The organism is Mergibacter septicus (assembly GCF_003265225.1).
In the GTDB taxonomy this organism is placed as follows: Bacteria; Pseudomonadota; Gammaproteobacteria; order Enterobacterales; family Pasteurellaceae; genus Mergibacter; species Mergibacter septicus.
In genome coordinates, this window is the sequence record NZ_CP022013.1 from 1,658,102 (window position 1) to 1,679,917 (window position 21,816).

A 21,816-nucleotide genomic window follows, 5' to 3' on the forward strand; every position below is an offset into this window, starting at 1 on the left:
TTTAACAGTAGTTATTATCAAACAAATATCTTTTTAAAAAAATAATAAGAGACTAAATTATGCAAAAAAATATCAAACACACCAGTACAAAACTTATCCATGTCGCAAGACAAAAACGATATACCCAAGGCTCGGTTAATCCAATTATTCAACGAGCCTCTTCATTAGTCTTTGAAACAATTGCAGACAAGCAAACAGCGATATTAAATCGTGCGAATGGTACACTTTTTTATGGGCGGAGAGGCACTCTAACGCATTTTGCCTTACAAGAATTAATGTGCGAATTAGAACATGGCACTGGCTGTTATCTTTATCCTTGTGGTAGTGCAGCAATTAGCAATACAATTTTAGCGTTTATTGAACAAGGTGATCATCTTTTAATGACAGGTGCCGCCTATGAGCCAAGCCAAAATTTTTGCCAACAAGTTTTGACCCGATTGGGTGTAACCACAACATTTTACGATCCAATGTTAGGTGAAAAAATTGCAGAATTAATCACAGAAAATACCAAAATTCTATTTTTAGAAGCCCCTAGTTCACTCACAATGGAAGTAGCAGATATTCCTGCGATAGTAAAAGCTGCTAGAGCTAAAAAACCAGAAATCATTATCATCATTGATAATACTTGGTCAGGTGGTATTTTATTTAATGCGTTAGATCACGATATTGATATTTCTATTCAAGCAGGCACTAAATATTTAGTTGGACATTCAGATGCAATGATTGGCACTGCTGTTGCAAATGCTCGCACTTGGGATCGCTTAAGAGAACAATCTTATCTGATGGGGCAAATGGTTGATGCTGATACCGCTTATATAACAGCTCGTGGCATTCGTACTTTACCATTACGTTTAAAACAACAAGGGGAAAATGCACTAAAAATTGCCCAATGGTTAAGCCAGCGTCCAGAAATAAAAGCAGTGTACCACCCAGCCCTCCCTTCTTGCTTAGGACACCAATTTTTTATCAGGGATTTTAAAGGGGCTAGTGGCTTATTCTCATTTGAATTAACCCGACGTTTAACTTCTGATGAATTAACCTCTTTTTTAGAAGCTTTTCAGCTATTTAGTATGGCATATTCTTGGGGAGGATTTGAGTCGTTGGTGCTAGGATTTCAGCCCGAAGAAATTGAAAAAATTCGACCAAATATCCAGCGAAAATTAACGGGAACATTAATCCGGTTACATATTGGCTTAGAAGATCCACAAGACTTAATAACGGATCTAGAATACGCATTTTCTCAATTACAATAACAAAAAATGGCAGGTTTATCCTGCCATTTCACACCTTAAGCTTTACTTATTTTTCGGTGGCATCATTCTAATTAAAGTATTATCTTTTAGAATATAATGATGATATAACGAAGCAATCGCATGAACCGCAATGAGAATATAACCTAAGGTAGCTAAGGTTTCATGTGCATCTTTAAATCTTCCTCCCCAGACTGAACGTGGAAAAGCATCAACTAAAGGGATACCAAAAAAGGTCCAATCACCACCACGGTTCAATACTGTCAATACGCCTAGAACAGGTAACGCAAGAAAAATAATATACAGTAAAATATGCAAATAATGAGATAATTTTTCTTGCCATTTAGATAATGGTGGAATAATCTCAGGACGTTTTTTCCACAAGGCATGACGAATTCCAATACGAGCAAAAACTACAATCCAAACTAAAACACCTAAGGTAAAATGGGTTTGTCTCATCATATTTCGCCACTCAATACCACCTAACCCTTTTAAATTAATACTCAGATAAGTTAAAAGAATCAGGAACAAAGATAACCAATGAAAATAGATTTGCACTTTAGGATAACGTGTGGACATAGAACACTCCAACAAGGTTAAAAAAATAGTAAACAAAAATAAATATAAACGACAATATTATTCTAAAGACAAATTTTATATTTACAAGTTTCAGCTAAAAAATGCATTGATAACTTGTTTTTAAGCGGAAAGGCTTGTTATCCTTTCAATTCTAAGACAGGAGAAAAAAATGAAAACAGTTGCAATTGTTGGATTAGGTTGGTTAGGTTTTCCCCTCGCTCGCTACTTAAAAAGTATTGGTTGGCAAATCAAAGGAAGCAAAAGAACCCATCAAGGTGTTGAAAGTATGCGATTACGCCGTCTTGAATGCTATCGTTTGGAACTAACGCCTCATCTCAATGCAGAACCAGATGAATTAGAAGCACTTTTCGATGCCAATGCATTAATTATTAATATTCCACCAAGTCGCTATTTTTTCGATTTAGAACAATATGTTCAAGGGGTACAAAATCTCGTAAATGAAGCCCTATTACATCGAATAGAACATATTATTTTCATTAGCTCTACGTCCATTTATCCCCAACAATCTGGTTATTTTGATGAAAGTACGCCTATTTTAAGTGATAGTGATGTAGGAAAAGCGTTATTTGAAATTGAACAAGGTTTACAACAATTAGTCGATATTGATGTTGATATTTTACGCTTAGCAGGCTTAATCGGTAATGATCGCCACCCCGTTTACCACCTTAGCGGCAAACATCTACAACAAGGAAACCAACCTGTGAACCTCGTCCATCTTACGGACTGCCTTCGAGCAATTCAACTCTTATTAGAAACCCCTTCGGGGCATCGTCTATATAATCTTACGGCTCCACAACGCCCTACAAGAGCTGAATATTATCCTTATATGGCAACACAATTCGCACTGACACCACCTACATTTGATAAAACTATCAATGATCTGCAACGCCATATTCTTGCCAATAAAATTTGTGAAGAAATAGGCTTTGTTTATCAATATCCCGATCCATATTTAATGCTACCCGAGCAAGAACAAGATTATATGGTTGAAGTTTAGTTACCATAGTAAAATTTAATCAGCATATCCCCTTTGATAAAAAGGGATAATTTGATCGTAAATTATTATTTTTTTAATAATCCAGTATAAGAGTATTGAATGACCAAGTTAGAACAACATACCCCAATGATGCAACAATATCTAAAAATCAAAGCAGAAAACCCAGATATTTTGCTTTTTTATCGAATGGGAGATTTTTACGAACTCTTTTTTGATGATGCCAAAAAAGCAGCAGCATTATTAGATATTTCTTTAACTAAACGAGGAAGTTCAGGAGGATTAGCTATCCCAATGGCTGGTGTACCTTATCATTCCGTTGAGGGGTATTTAGCAAAATTAATCCAACTAGGGGAATCTGTGGCAATTTGCGAACAAATTGGCGATCCCGCAACTAGCAAAGGCCCTGTTGAACGTAAAATTGTACGCATTGTTACTCCCGGGACAATCAGTGATGAGGCGTTATTGCCAGAACGGCAAGATAATTTGATTGCAGCAGTTTATCAAGAAAAAGACCATTTTGGACTTGCAACCCTAGATATGACCTCAGGTCGTTTTCAAATTAGCGAACACCAAGAGCGTGAAAGTCTGCAAGCAGAATTACAACGTATTTCACCAGTTGAATTACTTTATGCGGAAGATTTTAGTGATGGTCAATTATTAGCAAATTACAAAGGATTACGCCGCCGTCCCCAATGGGAGTTTGAACTCACGACCGCAATAAAATTACTTAATCGCCAATTCGGTACCAAAGATTTAAAAGGGTTTGGAGTAGAAAAAACATTGCTCGGCTTATGTGCAGCAGGTTGTTTGTTACAATACGCCCAAGAAACTCAACGAACATCCTTACCGCATATCAATTCAATTTCTCTTTCACAAAACGACAATTATGTGCAACTAGATATTGCAACTCGGCGTAACCTTGAACTCACACAAAATCTCAGTGGTGGTACAGAAAATACGGTTGCAGCTATTTTAGATCGCTGTGTTACGCCAATGGGAAGCCGCCTATTTAAACGCTGGTTACATCAACCAATTCGACAAGTTTCAATCTTACAAGCACGCCAACAAGCTATTTCTGCCCTGTTAGATCAGGATCTCACCGCAGAATTAAAACCAATGCTACAACAGGTCGGCGATATGGAAAGAATCTTAACTCGGGTGGCATTACGCACAGCTCGCCCAAGAGATCTGACACGTTTACGCAACGCATTGGCACAAATTCCAGCGATCAAACAAAATCTCAAAGATTTACATTCGCCTAAAATTTCTGAATTATTACAACAAATCGGTGATTTTAGCGACTTATACCAGTTGCTTGAACAAGCGATTATCGATTCTCCACCGTTGCTAATCCGTGACGGTGGTGTGATTGCAACGGGTTATAATGCCGAATTAGATGAATGGCGAACATTAGCCGAAGGGGCTAGTCGTTATTTAGAAGAATTAGAATTACGGGAACGCCAAAATACAGGCATTGAGAGTTTAAAAATTGGTTATAACGCTGTTCACGGCTATTATATTCAAATAAGCCGTGGACAAGCTGAAAATGCCCCAATGCACTATGTTCGCCGTCAAACGTTAAAAAATGCAGAACGTTTCATTATTCCTGAACTCAAAACCTATGAAGATAAGGTATTAAAAGCCAAAGGTGCAGCATTAGCATTAGAAAAACAGTTATATGAAGCGTTATTCGATCAATTATTACCTCAATTAGGTGCATTACAAATGGCAGGTTTAGCATTAGCCGAATTAGATGTTTTATCTAATTTAGCTGAACGAGCCGAAACGCTGAACTATGTTGCACCAACTTTTTCTCCAAAAATCGGCATTGAAATTGTTGGTGGTCGCCATCCCGTTGTTGAACGGGTAATCCAAGATCCTTTCATCGCAAATCCCGTACAGCTACACCCTGATCGCCGTTTATTGATCGTTACAGGACCTAATATGGGCGGAAAAAGTACCTATATGCGACAAACCGCTTTGATTACTTTGTTAGCCTATGTCGGAAGTTTTGTACCAGCCGAAAAAGCCACTATCGGTCCCATTGATCGCATCTTTACTCGTATTGGTGCTTCAGACGATCTCGCCTCTGGGCGTTCCACCTTTATGGTTGAAATGAGTGAAATGGCAAATATCCTCCATCAAGCGACTGCAAAAAGCTTGGTATTAATTGATGAAATCGGACGTGGTACGTCAACTTATGATGGACTTTCATTAGCTTGGGCTTGTGCTGAATGGTTAGCCAATAAATTGCGTTCCCTCACACTTTTCGCTACCCACTACTTTGAATTAACTGTATTGCCACAACAAATTCAAGGTACAGCTAATATCCATCTTGATGCGGTAGAACATAACGACACAATCGCATTTATGCATAGTGTTCAAGATGGTGCAGCAAACAAGAGTTATGGGCTTGCAGTAGCTGCATTAGCGGGGGTTCCGAAAGCGGTTATCCAACTCGCTCAACAAAAACTGACCCAATTAGAACGCTTATCTCAACGACAAGATATCCACCAAGCACCATTACAACAACAAGGTGAGTTAGCTTTAATGAATGAAGATGAAGGTAAAAATACTATTCTTGAATTATTAGAGCAGTTAGATCCTGATGAACTCACACCAAAACAAGCCTTGGCGTATTTATATCAATTAAAAAAATTAATTTAACTTTTCGCTCGCTCACCAGTAAAAGTCTCTTTTCTTTATACTGGTGAGATCTACATAGCTGTAATTTTTGCTATTTCATTGTTTAAAAAAAGATAAATTTGCTTAAATTTTCTGATCTTGTTCACATATCTGTAAAAATTTTACAGGGATTCATTAATTCAAAACCCCCTTTTTGTTATAGTGCAGCTTATCTGATTGGCAAATAAAAGAGGAGGTAACTAATTATGCATACAACCGCTCAGAACAGAGCATCACTCTTACATCGTAAGAATTTAATCGTGATGATTGCCATCATTCTATTTTTCATTTTGCTACAAGTTTTACCTTTTAGTGAAAAAGAAAATAAAGGATTAGCATTATTAGTTTTTGTTGGGATTTTATGGTTAACTGAAGCCTTACACGTTACCGTTACTGCTTTAATTATTCCTATTTTAGTGGTGTTATTGGGGCTATCAAATACTAAAACCGCATTAGCCACTTTCTCACATCCAATTATATTCTTATTCTTTGGTGGCTTTGCCTTAGCAACCGCTTTACATATTCAAAAACTAGATCGCCTTATTGCGAATAAAATAATGTCAATGGCAAACGGGAATTTATTTCGTGCTGTTCTTTACTTATTTGGCATTACAGCTTTTCTTTCAATGTGGATGAGTAACACCGCAACCACGGCAATGATGCTCCCGCTAGCAATGGGAATTTTAAGCCATATGGATCGAGAAAAAGAACATAATACCTATGTATTTGTACTGCTTGGTATTGCTTATAGTGCCAGCATAGGTGGTATGGGAACACCAGTTGGTAGCCCACCTAATGCCATTGTAGTCTCTCAACTAAATTTAACTTTCTATGAATGGATGCAATATGGTATCCCAACATTATTGCTCTTATTACCTTTTATGGTCGCAACACTGTATATCGTCTTTAAACCTAAATTTAATCAAAATTTTAAGCGTAACTTTGAACAAATTGAATTAACAAGCGATCGTAAAGTTACCTTATTTATCTTTACCATTACCGTTATTTGCTGGATTCTTAGCGGATATATTAATCCTCTTTTATCCGCAACTTTAGGCATACAAGGACAAATAGCAAGCCTAGACAGTATCATCGCCGTAACGGCAGCACTTATATTGTGTATCAGTCGAGTAGTAGAATGGAAACAAATCCAAGACAATACCAACTGGGGCGTATTAATTTTATTCGGCGGTGGTATTACTCTAAGTTCGGTATTATCAAGCTCAGGTGCAAGTAAAATAATGGCTGATGCGATCGTTTTTATGATTAGAGATGGACACTTCTATTTAATTGGTCTGGTAGTCGCTACCTTTGTTATTTTCTTAACAGAATTTACCTCTAATACCGCCACCACTGCTCTTTTAGTCCCAATCTTTATTTCAATTGCTCAAGCCTTAGGATTACCACCACTTGGGCTATCCTTAATTATTGGCTTAGGTGCATCTTGTGCCTTTATGTTGCCAGTTGCAACCCCACCCAATGCGATTGTATTTGGTACAGGACAAATAAAACAACAAGAGATGATCCGTATTGGAATAATACTAAATATTATTAGTATATTTTTAATTACAACAATAGGATATATTTTCTGGTTTAAATAAAAATCAATAATTCTCCTGATTTTTTAATTAAATAATCACTAGATGTAAATAAATACTCTGGTGATTATTTTTTTTCACAAAAATTATCTAATATAGTAATAAAAAGCAAACTATTATATAATTTGTAAATTAACTATCGGATATAACTAGAAGTAAAACAGATAGTATTAAGTCAATTTTAGGGAATTATTTAGAGACAATTATGAGAAAGAATCTACTCGCATTGCTAATATCCTTAGCACTTATCAATAAAAATACCTATGCAACTTTAGCAAGACACGATATTGATTGGAGTGAATATGAAGATTTTGCACTGAATATCGGTCGTTATGAAGCTGGTAGAAAAGGAATTATTGTCTATAAAAAAGATGGAACTATATCAGGTACGATCGATGTCCCTATGCCGACTTTTTATGGGGTTAGTGATTCAGGAAACGGTACCTTATATGCCGATCCACAAATTATTGCCACCGTAGCTCACGTAGGTAACGGTGTTGGTAATCATCAAGTTCAACGGTTTATGCGTGGCGATGTTGAATTATCTAAGGATTTCAAAAAAAAATCAAAATGGAACAAATTATTAGAATATAGTGAAGCCTATTCCCCTAATGAACATAAAACGCCGATGCAAAACCTAGATCATAAGCTAGTTCGCCTCAATCAAGTTATGTTTGACTTCACTCCCTTTGAAGCAATACCCGAAGGCGAAAAAAATACTTTAGGAAAAGTAGGTGATTTACTTGCACGTGTTGGAAATGGTTCCCCTAAAATAGCAACTGCAGTCAATCAAGAAGTATGGTCTCGATGGGGATTATCTGGTGGTTTGAATAAAGTAAAGTGGGAACATAAAAATAAACCCGGACTTGCAATTGAATTCAATCCTAAAACCCCTATAGACACAGGTACCAAAGCTGGAGATAGCGGATCGCCCGTATTTATTTGGAGTGAAAAATCACAAAAATGGTATTTATTTGCCACTAACGCCGCTGGATCAGGATTTGGCTATGGTAAGAACTCTCATTTAACCAAAGATTTAGACGGCTTACATAGAATACTTAAAGAATATAATAAGGAAATAGATAAAACCGGAGATACCGATTTATCTACAGACAAAAGTAACGAAAAGAAAAATTTAGTATATACAAAAGGTGTTAATGTAAAAATAAATAGTGATGTAAATTTAGGTCCTGCACGATTAATCTTCAGAGATAATGCAACAATAGATGGGACAGGAACTCTCACTACCGCTGGGATTGAAGTTGATAAAGGAAAAACATTAACCTTTAAGTCTAATATTGGTCAAAACACTATTATTCGTAAAGTAGGCAAAGGGGATTTAAAACTAGAAGGAAATAAAAACAATAAGAAACAAGGCTCAATCCATCTAGGCGATGGTACTTTGGAAATAGCTGAAGGTAGTTCTATTGGAAAAATTAAAATTGGTAGTGGACGTGCAACGATTAAAGTAACCAAAGACAATCAATTCGACGGCAATCAAATTTATTTCGGCGTACAAGGCGGTACCTTAGATCTTAACGGACATAATTTAGAATTTAATGATATTTTTCACGTTGATAAAGGGACTAGGATTGTCAATCAACCACTCTCCAAAACAATAACTTCTCATAACACTACCGATAGTAATTCGACTACCTCTACTAGCGAAACAGCTAACACTGTCAGCACACCCCCTACGGCTACAAGTACTTCTGCCACTAACAACACGCCAACCTTTACCTTTAAACCAGATGGTGATCGGGTATTTCTCGGTAGTTTCAATGGTAATCTCAATGTTAATTATGATGCCAACCATCTATGGGAATTACGTGGCAATTCTTCAATTAAAGATTTAAATGTCAAACAAGGAACAGTTAAACTTGTCGGCGATAATGTCCTCCACACCCAATATTTAACGCCTTCTCAAACTGAATATCATACTGTTACATTTAACGCCAATAATATTAATGTTGAAAATGGAGCTACTTTAGTTTTAGGACGAGCAAGTAAAACTAAAGCGGATATCAAAATTAATGGAACTTTAAAAGTTGTAGCAACAGGCAAAGTAGATACTTCCATTCCAAAAGCATACGAAGATGAGCCAGCTAACTATCAGCAAGATACTAATAAAATAGTAGTTGAAGGAAATATTACACTAAATAATGGTAACAAGGTTTTAATTGACTTAGAAAATAATAATATCGCTGAAATAAAATCTAAGATTTCTGCTAAAAATGCTATTTCATTACACAAAAAAGGGGATGGTGAACTTTTATTAAGTGGAACTAATAGTTTTACTAACGGTAACTTTGAGATCGAAAAAGGGATTGTTCGAATTACAGATAAAGAGAATGCTAAAAAGCTAAGTTATACCGTTAAAAATGGCTCAACCTTGGAAGTACAAGGAATTGAAACTGACGAATTAAAGGGGTTATTAGAGAAATTTAATAATAGCTTTGATGGAATTTTAAGTTTAGATAAAGATATAACAAAATTAGATAGTAAATTAGGTGAATTTAATCAGCTCTATTTAGGGACTAAAGGAAACATTACTTTAGGTACAGAAAATCAAAATTTATTAGAACATTTAAGTTTTCTTAATTTAGGGGGTGATGGCGGTACAATCACTGTTCAAGGACTAAAAACTACTGGTAGCAGTAACAGTAAAAAGACCCTAAATATCGGCAACGGTACCTATCGTGGTAAGGTAATTATTGAAGAACTAACAAAAGACTCACATCTCGATTTAAATGTTCATACTGGAGTCGATTTAGAGGTTAAGAAAAATAGTAATACCGATAAATTTCTCGATCTAGGTTATGGCTCAACCGCAAAAGTTGATCTATTAAACAATTTAAAAACAAATTCTAAAGGGATTGTTTTAATTGATAGCGATGACAACTTATCTAAGTTAACTGATCCCACATATAGTAATTTACACGATATCTATATTGGTACCAGCAAAAATAAAACGTTAAATATTAATGCAGAAAAAATCAGTGGCAATACCTATAGATTTTCAGGTGAAGGAGAGACTCATCTAAAATTCAATTTAAGTAATAAAGACTTAATTGTCGATGCACAAGGTCTAACTGGAGGGGTTGTTTCACTTGATAAGGATAATACAAATTATAAAGGAAAAATTACTGTTCAAGGGCATAAAGAGCAGAATTTGGGTAGTATCACCCTTAAAGCATCTACAGGTAACTCATTAGGTCAGGGTAACGAAATTGTAATTAAAAATGGCGGTATCTTAGATGTAAATGGAAAAAGTATTAATATAAAACTTTCAACTGAGAGTAATCAATTAGGAACTATTTTTAGTACAGAAAAAGGTAGTGTAACACTTGCAAATACAGATAATACTGAGATTAAAAATAAAATAAGTGGAAATTTAGATATTACCTATAATGGTAGCGGTGAACTATCTTTATCCAACACTCAAAATCATTTTACCGGTAATATTAATCTAAATAATGGAACATTAAAATATTCTATTGAAGGTGTAACCAATCAAAATAACAAAATAAATATTAGCAATAATGCTAAAATAGATATCACTAAAAATGTTAATTCTGAAATTGTTGCCAATGTAAATAATAATGCCGATGCATCTATCCTATTTACAGAATTAAATACCAATACTAATATCAGTACCAAGAAATTAACTTTAACTTCTAATGTTACTAGCAAAGGTAACAACAATGGTTCAAATTTTAATCGAAATAGAGAAATTAATTATCAAAATTTAAACCTCAACAATCATACCTTAATAACAGAAAATCAATTTTTATCTATTAACTCAGTCTCAAGCAAAGGTAACCTAATTCTAAAAAATTCAACCTTAAAATTACATGGTGGGAACCACACTTTATTATCTGAAAAAAACTTTGAAAATATTGAATTAAACAACTCTACACTAGATTTACGTGATTACAATTTTAAAAACTCCGAAAAACGTCAAAAAGTAGTAGTAAAAGGAGATAGTACTATCTCTACTGGTACCTATGGCAGTGATGGTGGCGGAGCTTCTACTGGCTTTAATAATCCATTGGAACTCACCACTGGCTCTACATTAAATATAGTCCAAGCAAATAGCCGCTGGTATGTTAATATGCAGATTGATTCTGATATTAAAGGTGATGGAAATATTATTATTTCTCAAGCAAAATCTGGTAATTTAAAAATTACCAATAATTTTAAAGAATTTAATGGTAGCTTAAAATTAGTATATAAGAATAATAGAAGACCTGAACTAGGATATTATCTTAATGGAGATAATGAAGCAGATAGAACTCTTAATTTTGAAATACTATCTGAACAATTTGTTAATCAAAGACCTTCAGTAACATTAAAAAATATTGCATCAAAAAGTTTAATCTTAAAGAACGTTAATGGCTATTCAGGTACTCTTATTGCTGATAAAGGTGATATTATTTTAGATGGTAACAATGCAGTTTCCACCAAAGCGGTACTTCAAGAAGTAGATAGCCATAAAATTATCTTTAAAGTTGATGAAGGTCAAACTGGAAATGCAGGTGGATTCTATTACTCTCACTCTGGCAAAGCAAATAACGATGGACTGCATAAAAAAGGAAAAGGGGAATTAGTCTTTACCAGTAATTATATGACCACAAATTCACCTAAATTTTATGTTGACGAAGGTACAGTCACTATCGCAACCTCATCAGAGTTTAAATCAACACAATCTCAAAACCGTTCTTCCAGTGAAGTATATTTAGACTATAACGTCGCTCAAGATGCAAATTTAAATTTTAAAGTCAGTGGAAATTATACGGTAAAAAATACCGTTTCAGGTGCAGGCAATGTTTCATTTAGTCAAGCTGATGATAGCACTAAATACACCACTGACTATTCAAAATTAGGCCATAGTGGCGATCTGACGATTAATGCCAAAGTTGATCTTAATTTAGATAGTAACGATCAAAATCCAATTACTCTTAGACATAACTTAAAAGGAGAACAGAAAGGGTATCTAACGATTAAAGGTGATAATAAAACACTAAATATCAATAAAAGCCTAGATAATTATGCTGGTAGTTTAGAAATTAGTAACAAAACCAATTTAGATCTTAATTTGAATGATGCAACCCTTGATAATGCACTATATGGCTCTGGCACTATTACAAATAAAAATAGCAGTAATTTAAACCTAAATAATACAGCCCATTTTGTTGGTACATTATATGCAAAAACAGGGGATATTAGTATTAATAACCAATTTGATGCAAGTAATACAGATGTAATCAAATTAAAATCTGAAAATAATCATTATATTAATATCACTACCACTGATAATAATTCAGTAGCTAAATTTAATTTTATTGAAGGAAACCTTAGAAAAAAAGGTACTGGCACATTAATTATTAATGATAATGTGAGTGTAGATAATATTAAACATCTTGATTTAAATGAAGGAAATCTACAACTCAACCACGATATTAATGTTGAAGAATTAAAACTAGGTTCAGATACAAAATTAATTCTAAATAGCAATAACATTGATCGTAATATTACTGGTACTGGCGATGTTGAGTTAATGAAAACAAATACATTAACCAATGATAAATTACAACATACAGGAAATTTAATTGTTAATGCTGATAGTACATTATTAATTAATACCAAAGATACTTTAAGTTATAACCTAACAGGTAATCACAAGTTAACCATTAATTCTAATAATGAAAAATCTGATACCGTATTAAAGTTAAATAATGATAATATTCAGCATTTCACTGGTGGTTTAGCGATTAATAATACTACTGAACTTAATAATATTACCAACTTAGATAATCAATTATCAGGCAATGGGATTATTATTAATAAAAATAGCAGTAATTTAAACTTAAATAATACCGCTAATTTCACTGGTACTTTAAATGCTAAAGTTGGGGATATTAGTATTAATAACCAATTTAATACTAATAATACTGGTGCAATTCAATTAAAATCTGAAAACGATCATTATATTAATATTACCACCACAGATGATTCTGCTGCCAAATTTAACTTTATTGATGGGAACCTTAGAAAAAAAGGTACTGGTACATTAATTATTAATGATGATGTTACTGTCAAAAATATGAACCACCTCGATCTAGCTGAAGGCAATCTACAACTCAATCACGATATTAATGTTGAAAAATTAAAACTAGGTTCAGATACAAAATTAATTCTAAATAGCAATAACATTGATCGTAATATTACTGGTACTGGCGATATTGAGTTAAAAGCCACTAACACATTAACCAATGATAAATTACAACATACAGGAAATTTAATTGTTAATGCCGATAGTACATTATTAATTAATACAAAAGATACTTTAAGTTATAACCTAACAGGTAATCACAAGTTAACCATTAATTCTGATAAAGATAATAATAATTCATTACTAAAACTAAATAATGATAATATTCAGCATTTCACTGGTGGTTTAGCGATTAACAATACTACTGAACTTAATAATATTACCAACTTAGATAATCAATTATCAGGCAATGGAATTATTATTAATAAAAACAATAGTAATTTAACTTTAAATAATACCGCTAATTTCACTGGTACTTTAAATGCTAAAGAAGGGGATATTAGTATTAATAACCAATTTAATACTAATAATACTGGTACAATTCAATTAAAATCTGAAAATAATCATTATATTAATATCACTACCACTGATAATAATTCAGTAGCTAAATTTAATTTTATTGAAGGAAACCTTAGAAAGAAAGGTACTGGTACATTAATTATTAATGATAATGTGAGTGTAGGTAATATTAAACATCTTGATTTAGATGAAGGAAATCTACAATTAGATCACAGTATTAAAGCACAAAATATTACTTTAGGTGAAAATACAAAATTAACCTTAAATAATACCAGTGGTAATATTGATCACAATATTACTGGTACTGGTAATGTTGAGTTAAAAGCTACTAACACATTAACCAATGATAAATTACAACACACAGGAAATTTAATTGTTAATGCCGATAGTACATTATTAATTAATACAAAAGATACTTTAAGTTATAACCTAACAGGTAATCATAAGTTAACCATTAATTCTGGTAAAGATAATAATAATTCATTACTAAAATTAAATAATGATAATATTCAGCATTTCACTGGTGGTTTAGCGATTAATAATACCACCGAGCTTAATAATATTACCAATTTAAATAATCAATTATCAGGCAACGGGATTATTATTAATACAAATAGCAGCAATTTAAACCTCAATAATACCGCCGATTTTGTCGGTACCTTAAATGCTAAAGAAGGCGATATTAGTATTAATAACCAATTTGCTGCAAATAATGCTAACGGGACGATTAAACTAAAATCTGAAAACGGTCATTATATTAATTTCACCACTACTGATAATAACTCTTCTGCTAAATTTGACTTTGCAGGTGGTAATTTTAGAAAGAAAGGTACTGGCACATTAGTGGTTAATAATGATGTTACTGTTACAAATATGAACCACTTCGATCTTGCTGAAGGCAATCTACAATTAGATCGTGGTATTAATGCACAAAATATTGATTTAAGTAAAAACACAAAATTAATCTTAAATAATACCAGTGGTAATATCAATTCTAATATCACTGGTGAGGGCGATGTTGAGTTAATGAAACCTAACACATTAGCCAATAATAAATTAAAACACACAGGCGATTTAATTGTTAATGCCGACACAAATTTAACGATTAGTGGTAACGAAAATCTCGCTTATCACCTTAAAGGAAAGAATACTGTAACCTTCTCAGGTGAAAATAGCTCCGTTCAATTACATGGCAGCCATATCAATGATTTCTCTGGGACATTAGCGATTAATAATACCGCTGAATTGTATGATGTTGGGAACTCACTCACCAATGTTACAGGCTCTGGTACCATTGTGAGTAAATCCGGTGAGTTTAGTTTTGATAATACCCGTTTCACAGGGGAGATTGTCGCCGATAATGCCAATATCAAGGTAATTGATGCCAAGGCAAAAAAATATACCGCTAAAAATGCGGATATTACCTTACCTTATCATCTCGCTAAAGATAACCCTTCTGCTACTTTCTCGGCAATTAATGGTGCTTTTGTCAAAGCCGATGAAAAACAATGGGTCTTAAATCGTGAGAATTTAGATAAGCTCGGTAAATTAAAAATTCAATCTGGGGAAGTGATTATCTCTGACCTTCTGCCATCTGAGAAAGAAAAAGACAAAGAGAATGAAAATAACTCAAATTCAATGTTAACTGTCCCTGCTGAATTTATCGCAGATAACGCTCCTCGTCCTCACCCTCGTTCTCCTCGTAGAGGACGTAGCCTGTTATCAGCCACTACTCCTGCAGCCATTACGGTCAATGATGACACCATTTTGCCAGCAAATGAGAAGGAAGTAGAGATTAAACAAGGAGCAAAACTCATTTTAGACACTAACCATCAAGTCGATAAAATTAAAAATGAAGGTACGGTGAATCTCAATACCCATACCTTATCGATTGATGATTATAGTAGCGAGCACGGGAAAATTATCATTGCCTTAAATGATAAAACTAACCAAGTGCTTAACATTAAGAAAACCGATAAAAATGTTGATGTCGAGTTAGTTGCTACAAAAGAAACCTTAACCTATTTAGCTAGCAATGGGATTAAAATCGCTAATCTCCCTACTCAACTTAATATCTTAAATGAAGAGCAGCTCACTAAAGGCAACTATGACTTAACCAATGTAAATGGCATGATTAAGTTATTATTAGCCCCTAACTTGATGTCTAAAATCTTGCGTTTAACTGAAATTCATCAGTTAAATCAGTTACACACCAATGAACCGTTTATTGAGGGCGTAACCGTTAAAGCAAATTATAGTAATGGGAAAATCAAAGAAAAATTCTTAAAAGACTACCGTAATACCCTCTTTAAATCTCAAGCCAATACCTCAGGGATTACCATTAATCTGGGCAAAACTTATGGTCGCTTCACTGGAAAATTAACCCTAAAAGCCCTGAATACCGATTTCCAATCTGAGGTTAATCATAAAACTCAGCAGGATAAATTAAAAACCCTTGCCGCAGAAACTGGTATCAAAGTAGAGTATAAACCTGGCTATGGTGCAACACTCTCTGCGGGTATACTCCAATCTTCTTTCAAGCAAGGGAAATATGCCTTACTCAATGGCAACCTCAGCCTGTATGCCAACCCTCGCTATCCGATTGGTAAGGGTGTATTAACCTTAGAAAATGAACTCTCTGTCAGATATACCCCTATCCTCTCGCAAGCATTACCAGCGGATGAAATGGCTAAATTAACCAATCCATTCGCTTACGCCCATCGCTTAGGGCTCAATTATCAGTATCAGAAGTTTGATTTTAACTTGGCAACAAAAGTGACTTTTGATAACACCCAACTGACCTATATCCGAAAAGAGGCGCAAGTTAACAGTGATTTAATTAAAGGGCTGAGTTATCAACTGTCTGCTGGAGTGAAATACCACTTCACCCAAAAACTGAACCTCTCACTCACCTCAGACACCACGTTTAGTAAAAACAGCTCCCAATTTGGGGCTAAAATAGGGGTGACTTATAACTTTTAGTGGAGGCTTTTGGTTTAAAACTTGAAAGAGTGATACTTGCCCCCATTTGATGGATACACTGATAAAAACTATTGAAGGAAAAAGATATGACTACAATTGTAAGTGTCCGTCGTGATGGTAAAGTAGTAGTTGGTGGTGATGGCCAAGTATCACTGGGTAATACCGTAATGAAAGGCAATGCTCGTAAGGTACGCCGTTTATACAGAGACAAAGTCTTAGCAGGATTTGCTGGTGGTACGGCTGATGCTTTCACTTTATTTGAATTATTTGAACAAAAATTAGAAATGCATCAAGGTCATTTACTCAAAAGTGCGGTTGAATTAGCCAAAGAGTGGCGTACTGATCGTGCATTACGCAAATTAGAAGCAATGTTAATTGTTGCTGATGAAAATGAATCTTTAATTATCAGTGGGTTAGGTGATGTTATTCAACCTGAAGAAGATCAAATCTTAGCGATTGGTTCTGGTGGTAACTATGCACTTTCTGCAGCCCGAGCTTTAGTAGAGAATACGCAACTTTCAGCACGTGAAATCGTTGAAAAATCATTAAAAATTGCTGGTAATATTTGTGTTTATACCAACACTAACTTCACTATTGAGCAATTACCGAATAAATAAGGAAATATTATGTCTGGAATGACACCTCGTGAAATCGTATCTGAATTAGATCGCCATATTATAGGTCAAGCCGATGCCAAACGTGCGGTAGCCATTGCATTAAGAAACCGTTGGCGAAGAATGCAATTAGCTGAACCATTACGCCACGAAGTTACCCCTAAAAATATTTTAATGATCGGGCCAACTGGTGTGGGTAAAACTGAAATTGCACGCCGATTAGCAAAATTAGCAAATGCTCCTTTTATTAAAGTAGAAGCAACAAAATTTACCGAAGTAGGTTATGTTGGTAAAGAAGTAGATTCCATTATTCGTGATCTCACTGATGTTGCGATGAAATTAGTTCGCCAAACAGAAGTGGAAAAAAATCGTTACCGTGCAGAAGAAGCGGCGGAAGAACGAATTTTAGATGCCTTACTACCACCAGCCAAAGATCAATGGGGTAATACTGAAAATAGTGATACTCAGAGTAATACACGTCAAATCTTCCGTAAAAAATTGCGTGAAGGTCAACTTGATGAGAAAGAAATAGAAGTTGATGTTTCTGCTGGTGCCTCCGTTGGTGTTGAAATTATGGCACCACCGGGTATGGAAGAAATGACAAATCAACTGCAATCAATGTTCCAAAATCTTTCTAGTGGACAGACTAAAAAACGCAAAATGAAAATCAAAGATGCGATGAAAGCATTAACTGAAGATGAAGCAGCAAAACTAGTCAATCCAGAAGAATTAAAACAGAAAGCGATTGAAGCGGTTGAACAAAATGGAATTGTGTTCATTGATGAAATTGACAAAATTTGTAAACGTGGCAATAGTTCTGGACCAGATGTCTCAAGAGAAGGGGTACAACGTGATCTCTTACCATTAGTTGAAGGTTCAACCATCAACACCAAACACGGTATGGTAAAAACAGATCATATTCTATTTATTGCCTCTGGTGCATTCCAAATCGCTCGTCCATCTGATTTAATCCCCGAATTACAAGGACGCTTACCAATTCGTGTCGAGTTAGGTGCTTTAAGTGCAAAAGATTTTGAACAAATTCTTACTGAACCTAAAGCCTCTTTAACTGAACAATATCAAGCACTAATGAAAACTGAAGGGGTTGATATTGAATTTACGCAAGATGCAATTGCAAAAATTGCAGAAGCGGCATTTAAGGTAAATGAAAAAACAGAAAATATCGGTGCAAGAAGGCTGCACACCGTGTTAGAACGTTTAATGGATAAAATCTCTTTTGATGCTTCAGAAATGAGTGGTCAGAAAGTTATTATCGATGAAAACTATGTGAAAAATGCGTTAGGTGAAGTGGTTGAAAATGAAAATTTAAGCCGTTTCATTTTATAAACAAAAAATTGATTGAAAAAAGGCTGATCTTCAAAATTTTGAATTCAGCCTTTTTTATTTGTAGTGGTTTATTCTGTGCTTGTCTGTTAAATGAAAAATACCAGCTAAAATTCTATCAGCGGTCAAAAATTATAATAAATAACCTGCTGCCTTAACCACAATCTTCACTGCATTTTCTTCAATTGCTTTCATCGTTGTTTCATTTGGAATCTCTTGCTGAGTACGGTTTACAATCGCACCAGCGATCATTCCAGCCCGCAAACCTAATGCAGAACACATTGTAAATAGGGTTGCTGATTCCATTTCAAAATTCATAACATTTAGCTCTTGCCACTGTTTTAAAGAACCTTGATAATGCCGCCAAACCTTACCTGAATAGGTATCATAACGCTCTTGCCCCGGATAAAAAGTATCGGAAGAAGCAGTAATACCAACATAGGTATTATTTGGATTAATTTCGGTTGCTGCTTTATATAAAGCATTCGTACATTCAAAATTTGCTACAGCAGGATATTCTAACGGTGCAAAATGCAAGCTCGCACCATCTAAGCGTACTGCACCTGTTGTCAGCAGAATATCTCCAACATTAATATGGGGTTGAATTGCACCAGTTGTACCAATACGCAGAAAAGTACGCACGCCTAATTGAGCCAATTCTTCAACCGCAATAGAAACCGATGGTCCACCAATCCCAGTTGAACAAACAACAACTGCTTTATCTCCGATATAACCTAACCAAGAAGTAAACTCTCGTGTAGATGCCAAAAATTTGGGGCGATCTAATAGTTTTGCAATAACCTCTACTCGCTCTGGTGCTCCGGGTACAATTGCCAAAGTCGCACCTGCTAAATCTGTTTTTTTAAGCCCTAAATGAAATACATCAGACATACATAACTCCTGTTATTTCTATGGTTTAATATCACGCAGAATTGGATTCTGCATTGAAATCAACGTTTCTGTTGATTGAATCTCATCAATTAACTGAATTTTAGTTGCCAATACATGGTGCAATTCTTCGATAGTATGAGTCATTACTTTGATAAAAATCGAGTAATTCCCCGTGGTGTAGTAGGCTTCTACCACCTCATCAAACTCTCTCAATCGATTAATTACTTTTTCATAATCTTTTGCACTTTTCAGAATAATGCCAATAAAACAACAAACATCAAAGCCTAATTTCCGTTCATTAATTCGCACTTTCGTCCCTTCTATAATCCCTGACTGCCGCATTTTTTCAACCCGAACATGGATCGTTCCGGGGCTTACCCCAAAATTTTTTGCCATTTCCGCATAGGGGGTTCGAGCATCTTGAGTAAGGACACGTAAAATTTCTTGATCAAGATGATCGATATTCACTGTTTGTGCTATGACTTGTTGCATTTCTTCCCCTTTTTAACACCATTTTTAAATAATATTTAAACTAAAGAAATATTATTTATTTTTTATTTAAAAAAAGTGTTTATTTGTTTGACGTTATAAAAAATATTCTGTTATATTTTATATACTATTAAAAATAAGCTTTATTTTTTAATAAAACATCACTTTTTTAGGATTAATTTTTAAAAAAATTTAGTGTTTTAATTAAAAAAATAGATAAGTTCTAATGCTAATAGTAAGTTACTTAAGATCGGGTTTCAAGTTAATATTAATAACGCCCCTCAAAGATAAGAATAGAATATGAGCAAGATCACAACTTTTCTTGCTGTAATAACATAAACACAACAGTTTGGTAGCAATATTATGACAATAAACAACTTCCGAAGTAACCTCTATCAAAAAACAATAAACAGCATTTCTTTCCTCACTCTACTTGTATTCTATCCACTTAATGCTTCAGCAACAGAGCTACAAAGTTGGATTAAGCCAATATCAGAACTCGATTCTGGCGATACCGCTTGGGTAATGATTTCGACTATTTTAGTACTTTTTATGACTATTCCGGGATTAGCCTTATTCTATGCTGGTATGGTACGCAAGAAAAGTGTGTTAGCAACGATGGTACAAAGTTTTGCAATTTGTGCGATGGTTGCAGTAATTTGGGTTATCTGCGGATATAGTCTGGCATTTACCCCTAATAATCCATTTATCGGAGGAACAGAACGTTTTTTCCTACAAGGTATGAATGTATTCACAAATCAACAATTATTAACCATCTATCCGGGTGCACCTACCATTCCCGAAGCTGTCTTTATGCTCTTTCAAATGGCATTTGCTATTATCGCTGGTGCAATTATTACCGGTGCTTTCGCAGAAAGAATGAAATTTAGTTCAATGTTACTTTTTATCGCTTGTTGGGAATTACTCGTTTATGTGCCAACCGCACACTGGGTTTGGAGTGATGGTGGCTGGCTAGCAAAAGATGGGGTACTTGATTATGCTGGTGGTACGGTTATTCATATCAATGCTGGTATTGCTGGGTTAGTTGCAGCCATTATCATTGGTAAACGTATTGGATATGGGAAAGAAGTAATAGTACCTCATAACCTTGTACTCACTTTAATCGGTACTGCAATGTTATGGATCGGTTGGTTTGGTTTTAATGCAGGTTCAGCATTGGCAGCAGATGCAAGAGCTGGTATGGCATTGGCTACAACCCAAGTTGCTGCAACAGCAGGTGCTTTAACTTGGATTCTAATTGAAGTACTGCGTAAACATAAACCATCTGCATTAGGGTTAGTCTCTGGTGCATTAGCAGGATTAGTAGGCATTACTCCAGCTGCTGGTTATGTTGATGTTCAAGGTGCATTATGGATTGGTTTACTCTCATCAATGATCTGCTTTTGGAGTGCCACCCATTTAAAATACCGCTTCGGTTATGATGATTCACTTGATGCTTTTGGTATTCATGGGATTGGAGGAATTATTGGGGCAATATTAACTGGTATCTTTGTTTCTGATGATATTGCTGATACAAGTACTACCCTCTGGATTCAACTGGAAAGTGTGCTTATTACCATCGCTTATAGTGGGATATGCAGTATCATTATTCTTTGGGTTATTGAGAAAACCCTTGGTTTACGAGTTGCTAAAGATGAAGAAAGACAAGGTTTAGACCTCGTACTTCACGGTGAACGGATTGAATAACTATGATGAGAGATGAAAAGGCGTA

The 21,816-nt window shown here is 34.8% G+C and carries 11 protein-coding genes; 8 read left to right on the forward strand and 3 right to left on the reverse strand.

Annotation, left to right across the window (positions count from 1 at the left end; all coding sequences use genetic code 11):
- Positions 1-59 precede the first annotated feature (59 nt).
- On the forward strand, positions 60-1,253 hold the full coding sequence (gene metC, locus CEP47_RS07755; protein ID WP_261920182.1) for a cystathionine beta-lyase: 1,194 nt from the start codon (positions 60-62) through the stop codon (positions 1,251-1,253).
- A 42-nt stretch (positions 1,254-1,295) separates the two neighbouring features.
- Here the strand turns inward: metC and CEP47_RS07760 are convergent, their stop codons facing one another.
- Entirely contained in the window at positions 1,296-1,829 is a 534-nt protein-coding gene (locus CEP47_RS07760; RefSeq protein WP_261920181.1) for a cytochrome b, read from the reverse strand.
- Between the two features lie 169 nt (positions 1,830-1,998).
- Between CEP47_RS07760 and CEP47_RS07765 the strand changes: the two genes are divergently transcribed.
- The 6 genes from CEP47_RS07765 (at position 1,999) to hslU (ending at position 18,707) form a co-directional block, all read left to right on the forward strand.
- The gene (locus CEP47_RS07765; protein ID WP_261920180.1) at positions 1,999-2,847 is read left to right on the forward strand and encodes an NAD-dependent epimerase/dehydratase family protein; all 849 of its coding nucleotides are present in this window, start codon (positions 1,999-2,001) and stop codon (positions 2,845-2,847) included.
- Positions 2,848-2,946: 99 nt separating this feature from the next.
- Positions 2,947-5,514 (forward strand): DNA mismatch repair protein MutS, encoded by a 2,568-nt coding sequence (gene mutS, locus CEP47_RS07770; protein ID WP_261920179.1) that lies wholly within the window; start codon positions 2,947-2,949, stop codon positions 5,512-5,514.
- Between the two features lie 281 nt (positions 5,515-5,795).
- The gene (locus CEP47_RS07775) at positions 5,796-7,133 is read left to right on the forward strand and encodes a DASS family sodium-coupled anion symporter (protein ID WP_373463139.1); all 1,338 of its coding nucleotides are present in this window, start codon (positions 5,796-5,798) and stop codon (positions 7,131-7,133) included.
- A gap of 202 nt (positions 7,134-7,335) precedes the next feature.
- A complete protein-coding gene (locus tag CEP47_RS07780) occupies positions 7,336-16,746 on the forward strand; it encodes a S6 family peptidase (protein WP_261920177.1) in 9,411 nt (3,136 codons plus the stop codon).
- Between the two features lie 86 nt (positions 16,747-16,832).
- Entirely contained in the window at positions 16,833-17,363 is a 531-nt protein-coding gene (hslV, locus tag CEP47_RS07785; RefSeq protein WP_261920176.1) for an ATP-dependent protease subunit HslV, read from the forward strand.
- A gap of 9 nt (positions 17,364-17,372) precedes the next feature.
- Entirely contained in the window at positions 17,373-18,707 is a 1,335-nt protein-coding gene (gene hslU / locus CEP47_RS07790) for an HslU--HslV peptidase ATPase subunit (RefSeq protein WP_261920175.1), read from the forward strand.
- 129 nt (positions 18,708-18,836) lie between these two features.
- Here hslU and udp read toward each other — a convergent pair whose 3' ends face one another.
- Together udp and asnC are read right to left on the reverse strand one after the other, a co-directional pair.
- Positions 18,837-19,595 carry a uridine phosphorylase gene (gene udp / locus CEP47_RS07795; RefSeq protein ID WP_261920174.1) on the reverse strand — a complete coding sequence of 253 codons (759 nt, stop codon included), beginning with the start codon at positions 19,593-19,595 and terminating at the stop codon, positions 18,837-18,839.
- Between the two features lie 18 nt (positions 19,596-19,613).
- The gene (gene asnC, locus CEP47_RS07800) at positions 19,614-20,087 is read right to left on the reverse strand and encodes a transcriptional regulator AsnC (RefSeq protein ID WP_261920173.1); all 474 of its coding nucleotides are present in this window, start codon (positions 20,085-20,087) and stop codon (positions 19,614-19,616) included.
- Positions 20,088-20,447: 360 nt separating this feature from the next.
- Here asnC and CEP47_RS07805 point away from each other — a divergent pair, with 360 nt between their 5' ends.
- On the forward strand, positions 20,448-21,791 hold the full coding sequence (locus CEP47_RS07805) for an ammonium transporter (protein WP_261920172.1): 1,344 nt from the start codon (positions 20,448-20,450) through the stop codon (positions 21,789-21,791).
- Positions 21,792-21,816 lie beyond the last annotated feature (25 nt).